Source organism: Terasakiella sediminum, from assembly GCF_033100395.1.
GTDB lineage: Bacteria > Pseudomonadota > Alphaproteobacteria > Rhodospirillales > Terasakiellaceae > Terasakiella.
In genome coordinates, this window is record NZ_JAWLVJ010000002.1 from 212,943 (window position 1) to 233,253 (window position 20,311).

General features: G+C 51.7%; 19 protein-coding genes. 7 read left to right on the plus strand and 12 right to left on the minus strand.

All coding sequences use genetic code 11. The features are described from left to right. Positions 1 to 2: 2 nt before the first annotated feature. From RYZ26_RS02315 to RYZ26_RS02330, 4 genes are read right to left on the minus strand one after another with little or no spacing between them, the layout of a single operon-like run. Complete coding sequence (locus RYZ26_RS02315) at positions 3 to 2,045, minus strand: DUF7408 domain-containing protein (protein WP_317681526.1); 2,043 nt, start codon at positions 2,043 to 2,045, stop codon at positions 3 to 5. Then, entirely contained in the window at positions 2,042 to 4,699 is a 2,658-nt protein-coding gene (locus RYZ26_RS02320; RefSeq protein WP_317681527.1) for a DUF4159 domain-containing protein, read from the minus strand. The genes RYZ26_RS02315 and RYZ26_RS02320 overlap by 4 nt, the downstream gene beginning before the upstream one ends. Continuing rightward, positions 4,696 to 5,577: a DUF58 domain-containing protein gene (locus RYZ26_RS02325; RefSeq protein WP_317681528.1), complete on the minus strand. Its 882-nt coding sequence runs from the start codon at positions 5,575 to 5,577 to the stop codon at positions 4,696 to 4,698. The genes RYZ26_RS02320 and RYZ26_RS02325 overlap by 4 nt, the downstream gene beginning before the upstream one ends. A 10-nt stretch (positions 5,578 to 5,587) precedes the next feature. Further along, the gene (locus RYZ26_RS02330; protein WP_317681564.1) at positions 5,588 to 6,526 is read right to left on the minus strand and encodes an AAA family ATPase; all 939 of its coding nucleotides are present in this window, start codon (positions 6,524 to 6,526) and stop codon (positions 5,588 to 5,590) included. A gap of 233 nt (positions 6,527 to 6,759) precedes the next feature. Between RYZ26_RS02330 and RYZ26_RS02335 the strand changes: the two genes are divergently transcribed. Genes RYZ26_RS02335 through RYZ26_RS02350 form a run of 4 tightly spaced genes read left to right on the plus strand, consistent with a single transcriptional unit; the run spans position 6,760 to position 9,388 of the window. After that, the gene (locus RYZ26_RS02335; RefSeq protein ID WP_317681529.1) at positions 6,760 to 7,302 is read left to right on the plus strand and encodes a DUF1285 domain-containing protein; all 543 of its coding nucleotides are present in this window, start codon (positions 6,760 to 6,762) and stop codon (positions 7,300 to 7,302) included. Continuing rightward, a complete protein-coding gene (locus tag RYZ26_RS02340) occupies positions 7,254 to 7,895 on the plus strand; it encodes a CoA pyrophosphatase (RefSeq protein ID WP_317681530.1) in 642 nt (213 codons plus the stop codon). The genes RYZ26_RS02335 and RYZ26_RS02340 overlap by 49 nt, the downstream gene beginning before the upstream one ends. Positions 7,896 to 7,902: 7 nt before the next feature. Then, a complete protein-coding gene (locus RYZ26_RS02345) occupies positions 7,903 to 8,178 on the plus strand; it encodes a DUF6111 family protein (RefSeq protein ID WP_317681531.1) in 276 nt (91 codons plus the stop codon). Next, complete coding sequence (locus RYZ26_RS02350) at positions 8,159 to 9,388, plus strand: CCA tRNA nucleotidyltransferase (RefSeq protein WP_317681532.1); 1,230 nt, start codon at positions 8,159 to 8,161, stop codon at positions 9,386 to 9,388. Before RYZ26_RS02345 ends, RYZ26_RS02350 begins: the two co-directional genes overlap by 20 nt. On the opposite strand, the gene RYZ26_RS02355 is transcribed toward RYZ26_RS02350, so the two are convergent. From RYZ26_RS02355 to cobA, 5 genes are all read right to left on the minus strand, one after another. Then, positions 9,385 to 11,877: a nitrate- and nitrite sensing domain-containing protein gene (locus RYZ26_RS02355; protein WP_317681533.1), complete on the minus strand. Its 2,493-nt coding sequence runs from the start codon at positions 11,875 to 11,877 to the stop codon at positions 9,385 to 9,387. The genes RYZ26_RS02350 and RYZ26_RS02355 overlap by 4 nt on opposite strands. Positions 11,878 to 12,002: 125 nt before the next feature. After that, positions 12,003 to 13,337 carry a cobyrinic acid a,c-diamide synthase CobB gene (locus tag RYZ26_RS02360; protein ID WP_317681534.1) on the minus strand — a complete coding sequence of 445 codons (1,335 nt, stop codon included), beginning with the start codon at positions 13,335 to 13,337 and terminating at the stop codon, positions 12,003 to 12,005. Then, positions 13,334 to 13,945 carry an SCO family protein gene (locus RYZ26_RS02365; RefSeq protein ID WP_317681535.1) on the minus strand — a complete coding sequence of 204 codons (612 nt, stop codon included), beginning with the start codon at positions 13,943 to 13,945 and terminating at the stop codon, positions 13,334 to 13,336. Before RYZ26_RS02365 ends, RYZ26_RS02360 begins: the two co-directional genes overlap by 4 nt. Before the next feature lie 16 nt (positions 13,946 to 13,961). After that, positions 13,962 to 14,747: a sulfite exporter TauE/SafE family protein gene (locus RYZ26_RS02370; protein ID WP_317681536.1), complete on the minus strand. Its 786-nt coding sequence runs from the start codon at positions 14,745 to 14,747 to the stop codon at positions 13,962 to 13,964. After that, entirely contained in the window at positions 14,748 to 15,518 is a 771-nt protein-coding gene (gene cobA / locus RYZ26_RS02375; RefSeq protein ID WP_317681537.1) for a uroporphyrinogen-III C-methyltransferase, read from the minus strand. A 63-nt stretch (positions 15,519 to 15,581) separates the two neighbouring features. On the opposite strand from cobA, the gene RYZ26_RS02380 reads away from it, so the two are divergent. From RYZ26_RS02380 to RYZ26_RS02390, 3 genes are all read left to right on the plus strand, one after another. Further along, the gene (locus tag RYZ26_RS02380) at positions 15,582 to 16,652 is read left to right on the plus strand and encodes a cobalt-precorrin-5B (C(1))-methyltransferase (protein WP_317681538.1); all 1,071 of its coding nucleotides are present in this window, start codon (positions 15,582 to 15,584) and stop codon (positions 16,650 to 16,652) included. Further along, on the plus strand, positions 16,642 to 17,397 hold the full coding sequence (locus RYZ26_RS02385; RefSeq protein WP_317681539.1) for a cobalt-precorrin-6A reductase: 756 nt from the start codon (positions 16,642 to 16,644) through the stop codon (positions 17,395 to 17,397). The genes RYZ26_RS02380 and RYZ26_RS02385 overlap by 11 nt, the downstream gene beginning before the upstream one ends. A 117-nt stretch (positions 17,398 to 17,514) precedes the next feature. Next, complete coding sequence (locus tag RYZ26_RS02390) at positions 17,515 to 17,760, plus strand: DUF1127 domain-containing protein (protein WP_317681540.1); 246 nt, start codon at positions 17,515 to 17,517, stop codon at positions 17,758 to 17,760. Here RYZ26_RS02390 and RYZ26_RS02395 read toward each other — a convergent pair whose 3' ends face one another. The 3 genes from RYZ26_RS02395 to RYZ26_RS02405 are packed head-to-tail and all read right to left on the minus strand — an operon-like array spanning position 17,761 to position 20,297. Further along, positions 17,761 to 19,077, minus strand: coding sequence for an ATP-binding protein (locus RYZ26_RS02395; protein WP_317681541.1), 1,317 nt, complete (start codon positions 19,075 to 19,077; stop codon positions 17,761 to 17,763). Continuing rightward, entirely contained in the window at positions 19,077 to 19,769 is a 693-nt protein-coding gene (locus RYZ26_RS02400; protein ID WP_317681542.1) for a response regulator, read from the minus strand. The genes RYZ26_RS02395 and RYZ26_RS02400 overlap by 1 nt, the downstream gene beginning before the upstream one ends. Before the next feature lie 33 nt (positions 19,770 to 19,802). After that, entirely contained in the window at positions 19,803 to 20,297 is a 495-nt protein-coding gene (locus RYZ26_RS02405; protein ID WP_317681543.1) for a MarR family winged helix-turn-helix transcriptional regulator, read from the minus strand. Positions 20,298 to 20,311: the final 14 nt, after the last annotated feature.

Here is a 20,311-nt window from a genome sequence, read left to right on the forward strand (position 1 = left end):
TTCTATCGGCTTTCGCGCCACCACCCTAGTGACCACAACCCCATGGCGGTAAGGAATATCAGCCAGGCGGGCAGAAGTGGCGTTTGTTTGCTGCCAATCACAGCCTCGGCCCGGTTTTGCGGCAGGCCCAGCCAGCCTTTGCCCGATAGATTCCCTTTGGAAGAAACGCGTTTCACCAGCGGCAGTCCATCATCAATCCAATGGAGGCTGCCACCCGTTTGGTCAATCAGGTTTTTAAGTGGTTGTTCGGTCGCGCGTGGGTCGAGAAACTCTTTGGGATTGGCACTGCCAACCGTCGTGACGGCACTTTGATCCCCGTCACTGGCACGGTAAATCCCCGGCATAGCGGCATCGACCAGCAGATGAGATTGCCCATTGCCTTTGGGTTTCAGCTTAATGGTTTCTTCTGTGTCATCCGGGCGGGTCAGGGTAACGTCGGGCGCTGTGCCAGACAGGCTCTGACGGTTGATGGCGAGCTTGGCATTGTCGGCCGCCTGAAGGGTCAGTTTTTCTTCATCCAGGTCAGGTTCTTTCATCAACCAATGGACCACATGGCGCACCAGCCCGCTGTGGGGGCCACCGCCGTCAAAGCCACGCGCCCACAGCCAGACGTGATCGCTCATTAACATGGCAACCCGGCCTTCTTCAATCCGGTTGACGATGAGGAGCGGTTGTTTGTCATCGCTTTCCAGAATGGTTTGGCCTTCAAATTCCCCGGTTTGGATCAGCCGCATCCAGCGCCCCCAGTCTTTTTCGCTGCCTGCCAGTTGTGATGTGATGGGATGGCGTTTTCCTATTTGGGTGCGTTTGATGCGATAGGGCGTATCCTGCTGTACCTGACCTGTGGATTTGACGGGCAGAAGGTTTGCCAGTTTGGTGTGGGCCAGACTGCGCGGCCCTGAAAAGTCAGGTCCGGCAGAGATCAAAAGCGCCCCGCCTTCACGCACATAGTCATTGATATTTTCAAAATAGCCTTCGCTTAGGACGTTATGTTTGTAATAGCGATCAAAGATGATCAGATCGAAATCATGCAGCTTTTCTTCAAACAGTTCACGCACGGGAAAAGCGATGAGAGACAGTTCTGTCAGCGGGGTGAAATCTTCTTTTTCAGACGGGCGTAGAATGGTAAAATGGACCAGATCAACAGCCGGGTCAGATCGCAAGATATTACGCCAGGTACGTTGACCCTGATGGGGCAGGCCGGACACCAGCAAGACCCGCAGACGATCCCGCACCCCATTGATGCTGAGGGCAAACTTGTTGTTGGTGAGGCTGATCTCACCTGCCATGGGATCGGTTTCTACAACCAGAACTGTATCGCCTGCATGTTTGGGGATGAAGTTGCTTTCGAAAATGCCGTCTTTTGCAGCTTTAAAGGCAACCCGGCTGCCATCCGGTTTTACGAGGCGCACCGGAGCGGTTGGATTGACTACGCCGTTATCCAGTACCCGCACGCGAATTTTCAGGTTTTGATCGACCAGACCATAACGGGGCGCATCGATGATTTCAAGGCGGCGGTCCTGATCTTTCTTGTGACCGCTCAATAACACATGAAGCGGTCCGGGCAGGGCGGTGGTTTCATCCATATCATGGATCTGTCCGTCACTGATCAGGATGGCCCCGCCGTACCGTTTGGGATCAATGCCAGACAACGCCTGTTTTAACGAACGGATGGCGCGGGTGCCAAGCTTGTCTTCTTTACCGTCTGCCGTGATATCGATAAAGCGGATATCCAAATCAGAATAAAGCGCGGTCTGTTCCTTGATATGGGCAAGGGCTTGTTCGGTTTGATCCATCCGGTCCTGAAGGTTTTGGCTGGAAGATTTATCGACCAGTACAAGGACAATGTCTTTTAAGGGCTGGGTGTCTTTTGTGGTGACTTGTGGATTAAACAGACTGGCCCAAACGATAAGCGCCGCAGACAGGCGAAACCACGCCCCGCGCGGTGCTTTTAAAACCGCATCCACCCCAAGGACCAGGATAACCACCCCTAAGGCCAGGAGGATGTAAACATCAAGGATGGGATCAAGGGTAATGGCGTTCATAACCCCAACCTTTGCAAAATGGCGGGCAGGTGGACCTGATCGCCCTTGTAGTTGCCACTGAGGATATACATTACCAGATTAACGCCGAACCGATAGGCCTGTTCGCGCTGCAATTCACCTCCGGGGACCACCGCATAAAGGGGGCGTAAACTGTCATCGCGGGCCCAGGCCTGCGCCCAGCCGTTATTGCCAATCAGGACGGATGACACCCGGTCGCGCGCGCTGTCTTCGGCGGCTTCCACCCAGATATCATCAAAGTCATATCGCCCGGGAAATTCCTTCATCAGGTAGAAAGAGCGGGTCAGAACATGGTTTTCTGCTACGCGTTGCAGTGGGCCGATGTCGATCCCTTCAGTCAGTTTGGTCAATTGTTGCGGGTTCTTTTGCCCCATAGTATCCATCAGGATAAATCCGCCCGCATTGATAAAATCATTCAGACGTTTGGCGGCTGTCTCACTTAAACGATTTTGCCTGTCGTGGATGGGCCAGTAGATCATGGGGAAAAGGGATGGATCGTCTTTTTCTGGATCAAACCCCATGGCAGGGGCCAGTTCAACAGCCGTTCGATGACGCAGGATGGTCGCAAGGCCATTAAGCCCGCGTTCCGTCGTTTTATCCATCTGCGCATCGCCCGTCATCATATAGGCAAGCCGCATGTCGTTGGCGGCCGCCAATGCCTTTTCCCAATCCGGTTCATTTGCCTGTGCTGTGCTGCTGATGATCATCAGGGCGATCAGGGCAGGGGCGGTTTTTGCAAAGCCTAGCCATCTGACAGACAGAACCCAGTCGATGAGGGCGAGAAGAAGGGCGGCAAACATAAACCACGGTGCCAGCAACTGCTGTGGATGGATTTGAAAACCCCGTTCGCTGATGCCAAGCGGGATATCATTTAAGGCGATGAGTGGGGGTAGGGTTGGACCCAGGTTATGGGCATAAAGTGCATTTTCCGGCCCATAAAATCCTGGTGGATTTTTTGCGCTTACCCCGGGCTGTTGTTGCTTGCTTCGTTTTAAGGGTTCCGTCTCGCCATAAGGGGTGACCAGATGGCCGTTTTTATCAAACAGACGATAGGGCAAAAGCGTCTGTTCTTCGCCCGGAAACGCGTGGCCTGCCGATAGGGTGAGAAGTCGCATCATCATCAATTCAAAGGTGCCGGAGAGCGGCAGGTTCGACCAGTTGGGAATGGCAGTGACGTGGAACAGGACGGTCCAGCCTCGCCCGATGGGTTTGGCGGTGATCAAGGGCGTGCCGTCTTTCAAACGCGCCCATGTTTTTTCACTTAAGTTCGCTTCGGGCCGTGCCAGAATTTGACGTTTGATGGTGATGTCGTTCGGGATGTTCAAACCGGTGAAGGGGCCGTTTTCAGCAAAGCCTGCAAGGCTTGTTGGTCGTTTCCAGCTGAGTGTACCGCCAAGGGTGCGTTGGCCCTGCAGCAGTTGCACGGGCAGTAAAGGATTAAGGTGGCCATCAATGTCTTGAGCCAATTCCGCATTGGCAAACTGGATGAAGATACCGCCCTTAGACACCCAGTTTTCCAGATTGCGTTGATCTTCGGACGACAGGTTTTTTGCCCCTGCCTTAAAGATCAATGACATGTCGCGTGACAGGATGGTTTGTAAATCTTCTTTCAGGATGGGCGCGTGGGGACGAAGCGCTTTCAGGATATAATGGGCGGGATCCAGAAGGCCTGTGTTTTCATCTTTTCGATCAATAATCCCGACCGGGCGGTCGCGCCATTTTTCATCCAGCAGATACTGGGCTGCCGGATTAATCGCTGACTTGATACGAAACTGGCTGGCCCGGTTGCGAAGTTCCACGGGCAGGATCAGGTCAAGCGGTGCATCGCTGTCTTCAAGTTCCTGTTGATAGAGGACATTGGCCTGATCATCCAGAATTTGCAGGCTGGCTTTTTGTGGAGGTAAACCTTCGACTTGGGACAAATTCGCCTGAAAGCCAGTGTCAGTGCGTTTAACGGCGCGGATGGCTTGCGGATAGGCTTCTTCTGGATCACGCACAATTTCAACATCGCCCAGTTGGTGCAGGTTGTTGATGAACGTATTTTCCCCGTCCGTCAATCCATTGCTGATCCAGATGATTTTGGCGGGTTGACCCAGCTCGACCAGCTGTGCCGTCAGATGGTTTAGGGCGGCTTTTCGATCCGCAGGCCAGGGCTGTGCTGACAGGGTGGTTAGTTTTTTCTGTACATCACTGGCGCTTTCAAAGACCGGGAAATCATTGAGGGCGGTCTGGACAAGCAGGATGTTTTGATCGGAAAGCTTTGCCTGATCCAGCAGGTTTCCAAGTTCCGTTCGGCGTTTATCAAACCGATCCATCACCGACCAGTCATTATCCAGCACAATGACCAGCGGGCGATCATCACCTTCGGTTGTGGGATGCTGATTAAGGATGGGCTGGGCCATGGCGAGGATCAGGCATAGCGCGATTAGCGTGCGTAACAGCAGGACCCACCAGGGTGTTTTGGTTGCCAGTTGTTGTGTGGTTGAAAGTTCCTGCAACAATCGGATGGCGGGGAAAGGAATGATGATGGGTTTGGGCGGGGTGACACGCAGCAATTGCCATAATAGTGGCAGCAACAAACAGGCGGCTAAGGCCCAGGGGGCCGCAAACGACAGATTACCCAAAAGAGCTGTCATCGACTTCTCCCTTGTGTAATGGACTGATAAAGCGCAAGCAGCGCACTTTCGGCGGGCTTATCTGTTGAATGACGATGAAAGCTCCAACCCAGGGCATGAGTCAGTTCACTTAAGGCGGCGCGGCGTGAGGAAAGCCTATCCTGATATTCTTCGCGAATGGCTGCGACATTGCCAAAATAAATGCTGCCTTCATTTTCCAGCCCGTCAAATTGCACGCGTCCTTCAAATGGCAGGCTTTCTTCTGCCGGGTCCAGAACCTGCAATAAGTGACCGCGTACATGTCGGCGGCTGTATCGCTTCAGGGCTTCTTTTATGTCATCAAGGGGGGAGAGGAAATCGCCGATTAGCACCAGTTCAGTATGACGAGGTAAATGCTCATGGGCGGGCAGGCTGGTTGTACTGTTACTGATGCGATTGTTGCGAAGGATACTGGCGAGGCGATGAAGGGCGGCGCGTCCGCCTCCCGGTGGATTGGCGTCTCCTAGAAGGGCGATCTGTTCACCGCCGCGAGTTAACAGTGCAGCCAAGGCAAGGGTCAGGATTTCAGCGCGGTACATTTTGGTTTCACGCGCCCGGTCTGCACTGTAATGCATGGAGGCAGAAGCATCGCGCCACATCCAGATGGTCTGGGCGATTTCCCATTCATACTCGCGCACAAAATGATGTTGGGTCTTGGCTGATTGGCGCCAGTCGATGCGCCGGGTGGACTCGCCTTGTTGGTAAGGGCGAAATTGCCAGAAACTATCACCTTGTCCGTTTTTTTTGCGCCCATGGACCCCTTGGGCTACCGTTGCCGCCACCCGTTCGGCTTCCACCAATAAAGGCGGAAGTTTCGAGGCTGCTTCTTCAGCAAGATGTATGGCGGTTTTTTGGCTCATGGGCGCCTGTTCAAGCTGTGATCTGGGTAATGAGTTCATCAATGATATGGGTGAGTGATACCCCTTCGGCGCGAGCTGCAAAATTCAAGGCCATGCGGTGGCGCAGGATGGGGGCGGCCAGGGCAATTACATCATCAATGGACGGGCTTAAGCGTTTATGCAGCACACAACGGGCACGCACACCGGACATCAAGGCCTGACTGGCACGCGGTCCTGGCCCCCAGGCAACATGCTTTTTTATGCTGGTGAGGCTGCTTGTTTCTGGTCGTCCTTCGCGCACCAGGGTCAGGATGGCTTCTAAAACTGTTTCACTGACAGGGACATTGCGCACCAGTTCCTGGGCTTCCAGAAGTTCGTCTGCGGTGCAAATACGCTGTGGAACTTTTTCTTCATTTCCGGTGGTGGATAAAAGAATATCGCGTTCGGCATCGCGATCCGGATAGTCCACACTGATTTCCATGAAGAAGCGATCCAGCTGGGCTTCCGGCAGAGGGTAGGTGCCTTCCTGTTCCAGCGGGTTTTGGGTGGCAAGCACGTGGAAGGGTTGGGGCAGGTCATGGTAATGTCCGGCAACCGACACTCGTTTTTCCTGCATGGCCTGCAACAGGGCAGACTGGGTACGCGGGCTTGCCCGGTTAATTTCATCTGCCATTAAAAGCTGGGTGAAAAGCGGGCCTTTGACAAAGCGGAAATGACGTTTGCCATCGTCATCTTCATCCAGAATTTCTGATCCGATAATGTCGCCGGGCATCAGGTCCGGGGTGAATTGGACGCGGCGTTCATCCAGTCCGAGAACGGTGCCAAGCGTTTCGACCAGACGGGTTTTTCCAAGACCTGGCAGGCCGATTAACAGCACATGACCACCGGATAGAATGGTCACCAGTGTTTCTTCGATGACGCGGTCCTGACCGAAAATAATGCCATTGACCTCATCATGGATTTTACCCATGCGCGCGCTGAGTTGTTCAAGTGCCTGGACGGCTTTTGGATTGTCTTTCAATGATATTCACCCTTGTTTAGACAGAACAAAACACTATTTGTGAATTATGACCTGATTTTGAGAAGTGTAACCAACCCATATGACAAAGATATGATCGAAATGACTTAAAACCAAACATTTATCTTTAAAAAGATACTAAAAATCCTGTAAACATCTCTGAACTCGGGGGAGGATAGGGTCAAATGAATACAGCAATGGCGCAGCCGAGCGCCCCAACGATTGAACCGATGTGCGGGGACATTGATATCCGCATTGCCAAGGACGGGACCTGGTTTCACGAAGGTGGTCCTATTGGTCGCAAAGAACTCGTCTGTTTATTCGCCAGTGTTTTAAAGCGCGATGAGTTCGGTGAATATTGGTTGCAGACCCCGGTTGAAAAGGCGCGTATCGAAGTGGAAGATGCCCCTTTTGTGGCGGTGGAACTTTTTATCAATGATTGCGGGGCGGATCAGAAACTGTCTGTGCGCACGAATATTGACGAAGTTGTCTCTATTGGGCTGGACAATCCCATCCGGGTGGAACATGATCCAGTAACGGATGAACCTTCCCCTTATGTGACATTGCGCGCAGGCAAAGGGATGTTCCCCATTGAGGCAAAAATAAATCGCGCTGTGTTTTACGAACTGGTGAGCCGCGGTGTTGAAGAAACAATTGATAATGAGGTCTTTTTCGGCGTATGGAGCAACAACGAATTCTTCCCACTGGGACAACTGGACGACGACTGACGGCTGCGGGTTTAATTGACAAATTCGCAAATTTCCAACCTGCCCCCAATGATATTCGTGGCGACCATGACCTGAACGGATTTAGACCCAAACCGGATAACCGCGAAGCGGCTGTCCTGGTCCCGATCATCAAGCGTGATGATGAACTGACGGTTCTTTTTACCAAACGCACAGATCATCTTTCCAACCACCCCGGTCAAATCAGTTTCCCCGGCGGCCATACGGAAGAAGAGGATGAAACTGCAGAACATGCAGCCCTTCGCGAAACCGAAGAAGAAGTTGGCCTGCCTGCAAGCTATATCCAGGTGATCGGGCAGATGAATGATTATGTGACGCGCACAGGTTTTCGTGTCACTCCCATCGTTGGGCTGATCGATGTGCCTTATCCGACTGAACCGGACCCGCATGAAGTTGCCGAAGTTTTCGAAGTGCCCTTATCCTTTTTGCTGGATACGGCCAATCATCAAAAATGTTCACGCATCTTTCAGGGGGTGAAACGTCATTTCTGGGCAATGCCTTATCACGATTACTTTATCTGGGGGGCTACCGCCGGGATGTTGAGAAACCTATATATGATTCTGAATGAAGAATGAGGTTTCGATGCGTATTTTCCTGCAATATATTCTGCCTCTGGCTTTTCCGGCTGCGCTTTATCTGATCTGGGGCTTGTATCACAAGCGCAAGGCAGGCGAAGACAGTACGGTTGATTTCACAAAAGGCCCCTGGATTAAACTGTTTGCTGCTGGTCTCGTGTTGACAGCTGCAGGTCTGGTGATTATGAACCAGGTCGAAGGGGAAGCACCCGGTGGTGTATATCAACCCCCTGTTCTACAGGATGGAAAGATAATTCCGGGCCATGTTATCCGCGACGATTGATATTTCTAAACAAAGCTGGTTTCAGGAAAGCGCAAGCCAGCGTGTGATGCACGCCCTTCGCCAGGGTGGGGCGGAACCTCGCTTTGTCGGCGGGTGTGTGCGCGATAGCCTGTGTGGCCGCACTGTCCACGATATCGATATCGCGACGACAAGTTTGCCAGAAATTACTTTGTCTTTGCTGGAAGGTCAGGGGATTAAGGCCATCCCGACCGGGATTGAACATGGCACCATCACGGCTGTATGTGAAGGGCGTACCTTTGAAATTACCACTTTGCGCAGTGATGTATCCACTGATGGACGCCGCGCAACCGTTGCATTTAGTGATGACTGGTTGGAAGATGCCAAGCGCCGGGATTTTACCTTCAACGCCATGAGTGTGGATATCAACGGGGATATTTATGACCCGTTTGATGGGGTAAAGGATTTACGCTTGGGCATCGTGCGCTTTGTCGGGGATGCAGAAAGCCGTATCCGCGAAGACTATCTGCGCTTGCTTCGGTTCTTCCGTTTTACAGCCTTTTACGGCAAAGGGTCCCCGGGTCGTGCGACCTTACAGGTTTGTTCTGATCTGGCAGACGGTCTGGATGGCTTGTCAGGTGAAAGGATCTCACAGGAAATGCTTAGGCTTCTGGCAGCGCCCAATCCGGCGAAATGGGTACGCCTGATGGTACGTGGCGGGATTTTATCCCATTTGATTTCTGATGCTGAAGATTCCCATGCGCTGGAAATGATGTGTGCGTTTGAAGACAAACCGGATGCGTTGCGTCGTCTGGCCATTTTGCTTCCTGAAACACCTGGCGCAGTGGAAGAAGTCGTTAAACGCTGGCATCTGTCTAATAAACAAAAAGATCGCCTGATGGCCGCACGTGCCAATAAAGAAAATCTGATCCCGACCCAGCCGCTGGAAGAATTGCGTGCTTTTTTATATCGTTATGGCGCGATCTGTGCGCGGGATCAGTTGTTTATCTATTGGGCGGAAAAACAGTTTAGTGGCATTGGCCCGGCGGAACAGGCAGTGCTTAGCACCATTGATGCCTGGGAAGAAAATCCGGTTAAGTTTCCCATCAAGGGACAGGACCTGATTGAACAGGGTGCGGTGGCCGGACCCGAACTTGGTCAGCAGCTAAAACAAATTGAAAACTGGTGGTGTGAGGGTGGCTGTCAGGCAGACAAGGATGCCTGCCTGAGCTTTTATGCTACTTTATCTTAAGCCTTTGAGACTTCTTTCAAGAAAGTATCGATCTGCGCATTCAGGTCATTGGCATTGTCAGAAACCTGCTTGGCCGAACTAAAGACTTCCGCTGACATCCGCCCGGTTTCTTCGGTTGCCTCAGCCACCCCTTCGATATTGTTGGACACATCGCGGGTTCCGGTTGCCGCCTCATTGACATTGGTGCTGATTTCTTGTGTGGCGCTACCTTGCTGGTTTACAGCTTCAGCTACGCTTGATGCAACGTCATTGATATCCGTGATGGTGCGGGTCACCCCTTCGATCACTTCAACGGCACGCATGGTGTCATCCTGAATGGTGTTGATCTGGCTTGTGATTTCATCGGTGGCTTTGGCGGTCTGGTTGGCGAGGTTTTTAACTTCGCTTGCGACAACCGCAAAGCCTTTGCCAGCTTCGCCAGCCCGCGCCGCTTCGATCGTTGCGTTCAGGGCGAGAAGGTTGGTCTGTTCGGCAATATCGGTGATCATGGAAACCACCTGACCAATTTTCTCTGCCCCATCGGCGAGGCCCTGAATGGTGGTCTGGGCGTCATGGGCATTTTGGGTTGCTTGTGTCGCGATCTGGGTGGAATGATCCACCTGTCTTGAAATTTCCTGAATGGAGCTGGAAAGTTCTTCAGCTGCACTGGCGACGGTTTCCACATTGCTGGTGGCCTGAGTGGCAGCAGAGGCGACCATGGAAGACTGGCTGCGCGCGGTCTCGGTCGCCCCGGACATGGCTTCGGCATTTTCTTCCAGTTTGTCAGCTGCACCGGATAAGCCTTCCAGAGATTGGGCGATATTTTCGCGGAATTCTTCGGTGATACGCAGGCGGCGCACGCTGGTGCGTTCGCGGACACTTTGTTCAATGCCTTGCTGGGCCTGTTCCATATTCTGACGGATGATGGCTTCTTTAAAGCTTTGGATCGCGCGGGCCATTTCACCAATTTCATCTGACTTGTGACGTCCGGCGATCATGGTTTCTGTATGGCCTTGTTCCAGTCGTTCAATGGAGGCACGTAATTGTTTGAGTGGGGTGACCACACTGTGGATCAGGATCATGGCAAAGATGACAATAAAGGCCGCAATGATCAATGAGATCACAAGTAAGGTCATAAAGGCCGTTTCTGCTTTGGCTTCAGTCGCAAGCGCCTGTTCAATCAGGTTTTCACCCATCGTGTTTTCAACCTGCTTAAGCTTGTTGATTTTTTGGGTAATGGTGTCAAACCATTGCGGACCAGTGATGCCTTTCAGATCGTTTGTGGCTGGGCTGGCAATGGCGATGGCACGCATTTTTTCAACCGTATCCACAGCTTCTCCTGAAATAGTGTTATCCATCAGGGCAAGGGTTTCAGGTGTGGCAAAAGATCTCGCCACTTTCATGTAGGAATCCTGAATGGCGATCAGGCTGATCAGGTCTTTCAACAGGGCGGGGTTGAACTGGCCACTGCCGAAGCCAACCGATCCTTTTGCCCGTTCAATGCCTGCACGTTCCTTGCTTTGCAGGAAATTTACAAAGGCGGAAATTCGGTTGGACAGCGACAGATCGTTTGAAATCTTGCTCATGGCAGCGATGGAATTCAGCAAATCGGCATTCAGCGCGGAATAAAATCCAACTTCCTGGGCAACGGTGACAGCTTGCGCGTCTACTTTCTTGCGCATATTCGGCATCTGGTTCAGACGATCACGAATTTTTTCAATCTCATTTTTAAGGCCGAGTTTTTCACCCAGTTTCAGAGCATCGGGGATGGGGTTTAATTTTTCATCGGTGTTTTTGCGCTGGGCAATGACTTTGTCACCAAAGGATTTACCTTTTGACCCCAAAAAGCCAGCAGAGGCTCCGCGTTCTTTTTGAAGTTCATGCACCAGATTACTAAAAGCTTTTGCCATTTCAGAAAGCTGTTCGATCTTGTGCATTTCGCTCATCGTTGCGCGCTTTTCCAAAACGGCAGTTCCGGCAAAATACAAAAGCGCGATCAAGGGAATGACGGCAAGGGCTGCAATCCGGGTACTGAGACGAAATCGATCCAGCAGCCGTTCCAGCAGGCTGGTTTCCGCTTCTTTATTGGTGACTAGACCTGCACGTTCCAGGTCCGGAAGCATTTTATGATCGTGATTGAAGATATGGTTGATCACCCACTTGTGCAGAAACTTCAACAGTTCTTGCCCTGAGATGGTGTCCGGTTCATTGCGATAACGCTCGCGGATGCCTTTCAGGTAATTGAAGCTATCTTCATGGGCGGCCTGATGCATTTGCAGTTTGTCAGTACCCTGAATTTTCTTCAGGATGGCTTCTTCGCGGCCAAAGTGGGCACGCAGATGAACCAGAATTTCATCTAGTGTATCGGCAATTTTATGGGTGTCAGCATTGCTGCGGATCAGTTCATTTAACTGGTTCATCCGACCGACCAGCTGTTGATGATCCGTGTCCAGTTCTTCGACGCCCAAATCAAAAGCATGGTTCCATTCGATTAAGCTATTCTCGGTCATTTTGTTTCTCCCTGTTGGAAGAAAGTGTAACTTACTTTTGAGAGAGAAGGGGAACTAACTTTAGCTATAAAGTATTACTAATTTCGTATTAATACCTAGGTGAAAATACGGAGTTTTGTTGTGGATTAGTTCTGGTCAATTATATGAAAGAAAGAGGCCGTGGTTCTGCCGGACATCAGTCCCATGGGGCCTAAATCCATACCGGATGCATTCTTGGCATGAAAGGGTTGTTGGCCGTTTTCACACAGGATGCTTGCATAATGGAATTCATGCCCGCGCAAGGTTGTCCCTTTCTTGGTAAAGGGCAGGTCATGCATGACTTCAATTTCGCGGTAGCCCAGATGCAGTTTGCGTTTGGCAAAAGATGTTTCCAGATCAAGAATACCTGCCATCTCATAGGTATTACCGTGGCGGTCTTCCAAGGTCTTGCCCAATGTCATATAGCCCCCGCATTCACCAAAAATGGTGGTGCCGATATCGTGATAGGCTTTTAAGGATCCTAGGAAGTTTTTATTGGCAGCCAGTTTTTCGCAATGAAGTTCCGGATAACCACCGGGCAGATAGATGGCATCACACAGCTGGTCCGGCGTTTCGTCTTCCAGTGGGGAGAAAAAGGTTAGTTCAGCGCCCGCCTTTCGCCAATGATCCAGAAGGGCGGGATAGGTAAAGGCATAGGCTTTGTCACGCGCCACCGCAATGCGTTGCCCGATGGGGGCAAAAAAACTGTCGGGGGATGGTTTGGGGGCGAGTGATGAGGCGCTTGCCAGCTGATGGAGCACATCCAGGTCCAGATGTTCTTCGATAAAGTCGGCGGCCTTGTTCAGGAAGGCATCCAGTTCCGGGTGTTCTTCTGCCAGGACCAACCCCAGATGACGTTCCGGCAGGGAAAGTTCCGTTTGACGTGGAATGAACCCCAAGACCTTGATGTCTGGCACATGGGTTTCACAGGCATTTTTCAACAGCTGGATATGGCCGGGCCCACCCACTTTGTTGAAGATCACACCTGTGACATGGACGTCTTTATCAAAACTTGCAAAGCCGTGGATCAGGGCAGCAGCAGATGCGGCTTGCGCGTTGGCATCAATCACCAGAACGACGGGCCAGCCCGTGCGTCGCGCAATATCGGCAGGTGACCCATCTTTGTTGGAGCGGCTGTTGGCAGGCAAAGTTGCACCGTCAAACAAGCCCATTACCCCTTCGCAGATGATCAGGTCCGAGGCATCAGACAAGGTGCTTAGAATGCTGGACAAAGTCTCATCACGCATGGCCCAGCCATCCACATTGGGGCACATACGTTTGGTAGCAGCAGCATGAAAAGCAGGATCGATATAATCCGGGCCAACCTTGGCGGACGCCACATTTATCCCGCGACGGTGCAGCGCATGAAGGGTGGCAAGGGTTACAAAGGTTTTACCGTTGTTGGAGGCAGGTGCTGCAATGATCAGTCCGTTTGTGGTCACCGGATTTTGTCTTTCAGTTTCTGGGCCATGTCTTCAGGGCTGATGCCATGGCGGAAGTGGGTGACGAATTTACCATCCGGTCCCATCAGATATTGGAAGGCACTGTGATCCATAAGATATTCATCCGCCGGACTGCCATCTTCGACGATTTTTTTGTAATAGACCTTATAGGCCTTGGCCGCTTGTTTAATCTGATCAAGCGACCCGGTCAAGCCGATCAGGCTTTTATGGAAGTGTTTGATATATTCAGCCATGACTTCGGGCGTATCACGTTCCGGGTCAACCGTGATGAACAGGGAAATAACCTTGTTGGATTTACGCATGGGCAGGAGTTCAAGTGCGCTGGCGGCGGTCTGTAGACCCGTTGGGCAGACGTCCGGGCAGAAGGTGTAACCGAAATTCACCAGCGTGTAGCTGCCGTGCAGGTCTTCATCAGTGACGGTGTTGCCTTTGTGATCAACCAGTTCAAATGCACCGCCGATGGCGACTTCGCCCGTATTTGTGACGACAGGGTCTTCCAGTAAGTGCGGCAGGCGGACCGTGATCCCGACGATCAGGAAAACGGCAGCAACAGCGAAGTAAAGCAAAATACGCGCGCGTGAATTCATAATTCTATGTCCCTGTCTAACTTATCAGCGTCCAGGCAAGGTAGCCTAAAACGCCCGAATTTAAAATCAACAAAATAGGGGCAAGATCGGTTATGACCGTGCGCCATTTTTGCCCGGCCATATGTCCGGCCAGTCCAACTGCCATTAAGGCCGGAATGGTCCCCAGCGCAAAAGCCGCCATGGCAAAGGCCCCCGCAACAAAATCCGCGCTGGCCCCAGCCGCTGCCAATGCACCATATAGGAGCCCGCAAGGCAGAAATCCAAGTCCTAAGCCAAGAAAATATCCGTTTACTCCGGTAGGGCGGGCAAAAAACGGTTTCAGGATTTTACCAAGGCCATTTGAGAGCGTGCTTTCCTGTTTCTGGTTTGCACCAAACAAGGGAAGGTTGGGGAAGCTGACACCAAGACGTTTCAGCGCATATCCTAGGAAAAAGATCGCGGCCAGCATCAACAGGGCGGCTGAAATCCATTTCATGCCGCCAAACTGGATAGCCCCTTGTGCCAGCAATCCAACGGCCAGCCCCAAGAAGATATAAGTCGTCATGCGCCCCAGATGATAAGGGATCAGGGCCGCCCCCGTCAGACGCTTGAATTCGGACATCTGGTCCAGCTTGATATTTTCAAGCCGGGCCGTAACCTGGGAAAGAACAAAAGGCGCGCACATGCTCATACAATGGGTGGCACTGCCCAGAAGACCTGCGACAAAAAGGCTGATCAGCAGGCTGCCGTTATCTTCAACAACAACGGTGCAATGGGCCAGCCCGGCCTGCAGCATGGTCATGAGCAGCAGTTCTTGTTCCATTTAGTTAAAACACTCCAGCAAGTCCGCTTCCAATCCCACCGTGGGGCCCAGAATAAGCAGGGCAGGGGATTTTATATCAGATTTTGCTAATTCTTCGAAGCAGTTTTCCAAAGTGGTCAGGCAACGTTTTTGTTTGGGTGTTGTGGCATTGGATACCACACAAATTTGTTCTTTCGGATCGCGTCCGGCCTTTAACATTTCGCTTTGGATTTTGGCGATATGTTTCATCGGCATATAAAAGACAATCACCGGGGAACTTTTCGCCAGGGCCTGCCAGTCAACTGCCGGGACGTTCCCGCTTTTATCGTGACCAGTCACAAAACTTATGACCTGATTGGACGCCCCGTCACTAACCGGAACGCCTGCATAGGCAGAACCTGCCACCCCTGCAGTGACGCCGGGGACAATGCGCACGGGTACACCATGTTCAATCAGCATTTTGGCTTCTTCAGCACCGCGGCCAAAGACAAACGGGTCACCACCTTTAAGGCGCAGAATTTTCTTTCCAGTTTTTGCCAGTTCGATTAAACGCAGGCTGATATCGGTTTGTTTGGGTGATGATTTTACCCCGCCGCGTTTGCCCATGGATTCCAGAACGGCTGTTTCAGGGGCAAGGGCCAGAATTTCATCTGCCACCAACGCATCGTGGACAATGATGTCCGCCTTCTGGATTGCATGCCAGGCATAAAGGGTCAGCAGTTTGGGATCACCGGGGCCAGCCCCGACCAGCCAGACACTGCCATCATCAAAATTTGGAAAAGAAATATTCATAACTGCGGTACTAAACTAAAAACGAGTCGATGACAATTTATGTAAAATAGTTATGTTTGAATTATGTCAAAGAATGCTGAAAACAAAACTTTAAGGAAAGGCTGGACGACGGGTGCTTGCGCTACGGCTGCGGCAACCGCGTCTTATCGGGCTTTGCTTAACGGGGAATTCCCCGATCCCGTGACGATTTACCTGCCCAAAGGCCAGACCCCGGCCTTTGTGTTGAATCGTTGTGAGCGCGATGGGGAAACAGCATGGGCCAGTGTGATCAAGGATGCAGGGGATGATCCGGATATCACTCATGGCGCAGAAATCCTCGTTTCAGTTAAAGAACTCCCTGTCGGAAGCGGTGTTGTTTTTAAAAATGGCGACGGGGTCGGTGTTGTCACCAAGCCGGGCCTGCCTTTGGATGTCGGCGAACCTGCCATCAACCCCATGCCACGCCAGATGATCACGGATAATCTGAATGCGGTGAAAGAAAATCCGGACGTGGAAGTTACCGTGTCCATCACAAATGGCGAAAAGCTCGCTCAGAAAACCATGAACCCGCGCCTGGGGATTATCGGCGGATTATCGGTTTTGGGGACGACCGGAATTGTGGTGCCCTATTCCTGTGCGGCCTGGATACATTCTATCCATCGCGGCATTGATGTGGCCAAAGCGACTGGGATTAATCATATCGCTGCCTGTACAGGGTCCACATCGGAAAAGACTGCTGTGTCCATGTATGGATTTGAAGAAAGTGCTCTGATTGATATGGGTGATTTTGCAGGTGGGGTGTTGAAATATCTGCGCAAACAGCCGATTGACAAACTGACGCTGTGCGGTGGCTTTGCGAAATTCTGCAAGCTGGCTCAAGGCGAGATGGATTTGCATTCTTCCCGATCCCGTGTGGATTTATCCAAGCTTGCGGGCTGGATGGAGGAGGCTGGGGGCGCTGATCTGGTGGAACGAGTGAAAACGGCAAATACAGGCCTGGAAGTGATTGAACTGGCACGAGATCATGATATTCCGCTAGGTGATCTGGTCGCGACACGGGCAAAAGAAGTTGCGCGTGCCGTGGTGTCCGGTCATTGTGAAATTGAAATTATCCTCATTAACCGTAAAGGAGAGATTGTCGGTCATGCCCGCTAAGAAGCTGTTGATTTTAGGTGGCACAGGCGAAGCAGCCAAGCTTGCCAAACTGGTTATGGACTGTTTTCAGGATCGACTGGATGTGACGGTCTCTTACAGTGGGGTTACTGGCCATCAACCGGAATTGCCCTGCAATGTGCGGGTTGGCGGTTTTGGCGGGGTGGAAGGCATGATGACCTATATTCGCGAAAACAAGATCGACTATCTGGTGGATGCGACCCATCCGTTTGCGGAAAAGATATCCCAACATGCGTATATCGTCGCCAATGCGATGCAGCTGCCGATCATTGTGTTTAAACGCCCCCAATGGGTGGCCCAGCCGAAAGACAAATGGCTGGAAGTAAACGATATGGATCAGGCGGTTGAGGTTTTAAGCCAATTGGGGGCAACTGCCTTTCTGACCACGGGGGTTAAGGACCTGCATCGGTTTGAAGGGCTGGACGATGTTCAATTGATTGTCCGACTCGTTAACGAACCGAAAGAAGAGTTGCCGCTTGCCAATTATAAAACCGTTATCGGGCGCCCACCTTTTAGCGTGGAAGAAGAAATCCAGCTGATCCGGGACCATAAAATCCGGGTCCTGGTAACGAAAAATAGCGGAGGCGAGCAAACGTCCGCCAAACTGGAAGCCGCCCGACAGGAAAAGATCAGTGTGATCATGATCAATCGCCCGCCAGCCGAACCCCTTGAAGAAACAGGGCAAATAAACGATGTGCTGAAATGGTTGAATGCCCATGGGGCCTAAGCCTTAGCTGGAGCTATGCAAGCTCTACAATGCTGCAATGCGGAAAAAATAATTGTCGCATTGCGGAAAAATACTACATCTACTCTCAACCAAAACATTTTACCGATGAGAATAGATATGCTTTTACGTTACCCAATTACATCCTATGGTAGCCACCATGTTGAACTGACAGGCGGCTTGTTGACCAAATTCGAAGATTTCATCATCGAAAAATTCCAGGCGTTTGCTGAACGTCGCCGTATAGCTTCTGAACTGAACATCATGAGCGATCGTGAACTGGCAGACTTGGGACTGACACGCAATGACATTGCTATCATCGCCGATGGTAAATTCCAGGGCGGTCACGACCAACGCCAAGCCTGATTATATCGGGAAGCTTAAGCGTGCGCGCAAACCTTTCTGGGGGGACACATCCAGTTTGATGTCCCCGCCATGGGTGCGCACCACATCCTGCACGATGGAAAGGCCCAGACCGACACCGCCAGTCTGGATATTGCGCGATTGATCCAGTCGATAAAATGGTTTGAAGACTTCTTCACGTTTATCTTCGGGAATACCCGGTCCGTCATCATCAACGGTCACTTCGATCATATCACTGCGTTGGCCGACTCTGACCGACACATGCTTGCCGTAGCGCCCAGCATTTTCAATAATATTGGTTACTGCACGCCGAAAGGCATGGGGGCGGACCTGCAGATAAATCTGTCCCTCACAGTGATAGTCAATGGCGATGCCTTTGCGTTTCATGGCATTGACGATGCTTTCGATCAGTTCTGACAGATTGGTTTCTTCTGTCTGTTCACCTCCTTCCCCACGGGCAAAGGCAAGGTAGCCTTCCAGCATATGTTCCATCTCGGAAATATCATCGCTCAGGTCTTTGGTGTCGTCATTTTCCCCCATCAGGGCAAGCTGCAATTTCATGCGGGTGAGCGGTGTTCGTAAATCGTGAGAGACGCCTGCCAGCATGCGGGTGCGCTGTTCGATCTGACGTTCAATCCGTGCTTTCATTTTCAGGAATGCAGTGGCGGCCTGTCTAACTTCGCGTGCTCCTTCGGGCTTAAACCGTTCCACGTTTTGCCGCTTGCCAAACGCATCGGCTGCTACAGCCAGGCGACGGATGGGACGCACCTGATTGCGCATAAAGATGATGGCAACCCCAAACAGCAGAAGCGAACTGCCCACCATCCATAAAACGAATACATAAGTGGTCGAACTGAAAAGTCGCTTGCGAAGGGCGGTGACGGCCAGAATCCCTTCTGTCATCTGGACTTCGATGGTCAAGGTTTTTTCATCTTCGGGGGCGATAATATGATAGGGCAGGCCGACCCGTTCATTCAGCGCCAATAAAAAAAATGGATCCGGGATGCTGCCCTGCACGACTTCTTTGGTGTTGGATAGAATCTCACCTGCGCGCAAATTTGCTTCCATATTGAAGCGATTGCGCGAGATTTGAAAGGCGCGCTCCAACCCTTCCGGGCTGGGGTTGTCGCGCACCAGGTCCACCATGGCGCCCACATCACCGGCCAGGCCACGGGCCAGATATTGACTGACTTTATCCCAGTGGGCTTCGTAAAAGACAAAGGCGGAGATCACTTGCAGCAGCACAAGCGGCACCACCAGGATCATCAGGGACCGACCCAGCAGGCTGCGTGGCAGAAAGCTTTTTATAAATGCACCCATTAATGCCCCGGCCTTAAGACATAGCCCTGACCGCGTACGGTTTGTAAGAAACGTGGCAGCTTGGGATCAGTTTCGATTTTACGGCGAAGGCGGGTCACCTGCACATCAATGGTGCGGTCATTGCCTTCAATCCCGGAAAGCTCTGCAAGCTTTTCCCGACTGAGGATATTGCCTGATTGCTGGGTCAGAATGACCAATAAGCTCGCTTCAGATGCCGTTAGATGGATGGGCTCGCCATTACGGGTCAGCGCGTGGCGGCTGATATCAAAGATCAGATCGCCCAGGCGGATTTGTTCCTGATCGCTTTGCGTTTTTTCACGCACGACACGTTTTAAGATATTGTTGATGCGCAGCACCAGTTCGCGCGGCTCGAAAGGTTTGGTCAGGTAATCTTCCGCCCCGCATTCCAGCCCGTTGATTCGGTCCTCGCTTTCGCCCATGGCGGTCAGCATCAGGATGGGGGTGGCGTTGTCTTGTTTAAAGTCTTTAGCGAAATCCAGTCCGCTTTCGCCCGGCATCATCAAATCCAGAACGATCAGGTCGAATTCCAGCATGCTGAGTTTATTGCGCGCATCGGCGGCATCTTCAGCAATACTGACAATGAAACCGCTTTCGCTGAGAAATTTCTTCAGCAGGCGGCGCAGGCGCTCATCGTCATCGACGACAAGAATATGGGTTTCTTCAGTGCTCATGGACGACAGTATGCCATGGCTATGTGCGCTTGACTATTCCTGAGGTGTCTCATTTATATGGGCAAAGCGATCTTTTTCATCTGTAATGCCCATCAGCACTTTGCGAAAGCCTTCAACCGCGTCTGCACCTGCCATCCGGTAAGCTTCGGCAATGCGTCGACTTTGGTTTTTGGACAGCTCATGTTCCAGATTTTGACCTTTGGTGGTCAGATATAACAGACGTTGGCGGCGATCTGTCAGGCCGGTTCGTTGTTCCACAAACCCTTCGTCCACCAATTGGCCGAGTACACGCGACAGGCTTTGTTTGGTGATGGACAGGATATTCAACAGATCTTTGACCGACATGCCGGGGTCACGCCCGACAAAATAAATCACCCGGTGATGGGCGCGTCCGAAATTATAGGATTCTAGGATTTCGTCCGCTTCTGCCGTGAAATCACGATAGGCGAAGAAGAGAAGTTCCATTGCCTGGCGAAGTTCTTCTTCACGTAAAAATAGCGGATTTGCGCGTCTTTTTGTGTCTGCCATGATCTTAATTTAAA

Bases quoted from the DNA above. Each gene is read 5' to 3' on its own strand.
- RYZ26_RS02315 (WP_317681526.1), bottom strand. From the start codon at position 2,045: ATGAACGCCATTACCCTTGATCCCATCCTTGATGTTTACATCCTCCTG.
- RYZ26_RS02320 (WP_317681527.1), bottom strand. From the start codon at position 4,699: ATGACAGCTCTTTTGGGTAATCTGTCGTTTGCGGCCCCCTGGGCCTTA.
- RYZ26_RS02325 (WP_317681528.1), bottom strand. From the start codon at position 5,577: ATGAGCCAAAAAACCGCCATACATCTTGCTGAAGAAGCAGCCTCGAAA.
- RYZ26_RS02330 (WP_317681564.1), bottom strand. From the start codon at position 6,526: ATGGGTAAAATCCATGATGAGGTCAATGGCATTATTTTCGGTCAGGAC.
- RYZ26_RS02335 (WP_317681529.1), top strand. From the start codon at position 6,760: ATGAATACAGCAATGGCGCAGCCGAGCGCCCCAACGATTGAACCGATG.
- RYZ26_RS02340 (WP_317681530.1), top strand. From the start codon at position 7,254: ATGGAGCAACAACGAATTCTTCCCACTGGGACAACTGGACGACGACTG.
- RYZ26_RS02345 (WP_317681531.1), top strand. From the start codon at position 7,903: ATGCGTATTTTCCTGCAATATATTCTGCCTCTGGCTTTTCCGGCTGCG.
- RYZ26_RS02350 (WP_317681532.1), top strand. From the start codon at position 8,159: ATGTTATCCGCGACGATTGATATTTCTAAACAAAGCTGGTTTCAGGAA.
- RYZ26_RS02355 (WP_317681533.1), bottom strand. From the start codon at position 11,877: ATGACCGAGAATAGCTTAATCGAATGGAACCATGCTTTTGATTTGGGC.
- RYZ26_RS02365 (WP_317681535.1), bottom strand. From the start codon at position 13,945: ATGAATTCACGCGCGCGTATTTTGCTTTACTTCGCTGTTGCTGCCGTT.
- RYZ26_RS02370 (WP_317681536.1), bottom strand. From the start codon at position 14,747: ATGGAACAAGAACTGCTGCTCATGACCATGCTGCAGGCCGGGCTGGCC.
- cobA (WP_317681537.1), bottom strand. From the start codon at position 15,518: ATGAATATTTCTTTTCCAAATTTTGATGATGGCAGTGTCTGGCTGGTC.
- RYZ26_RS02380 (WP_317681538.1), top strand. From the start codon at position 15,582: ATGTCAAAGAATGCTGAAAACAAAACTTTAAGGAAAGGCTGGACGACG.
- RYZ26_RS02385 (WP_317681539.1), top strand. From the start codon at position 16,642: ATGCCCGCTAAGAAGCTGTTGATTTTAGGTGGCACAGGCGAAGCAGCC.
- RYZ26_RS02390 (WP_317681540.1), top strand. From the start codon at position 17,515: ATGCTTTTACGTTACCCAATTACATCCTATGGTAGCCACCATGTTGAA.
- RYZ26_RS02395 (WP_317681541.1), bottom strand. From the start codon at position 19,077: ATGGGTGCATTTATAAAAAGCTTTCTGCCACGCAGCCTGCTGGGTCGG.
- RYZ26_RS02400 (WP_317681542.1), bottom strand. From the start codon at position 19,769: ATGAGCACTGAAGAAACCCATATTCTTGTCGTCGATGACGATGAGCGC.
- RYZ26_RS02405 (WP_317681543.1), bottom strand. From the start codon at position 20,297: ATGGCAGACACAAAAAGACGCGCAAATCCGCTATTTTTACGTGAAGAA.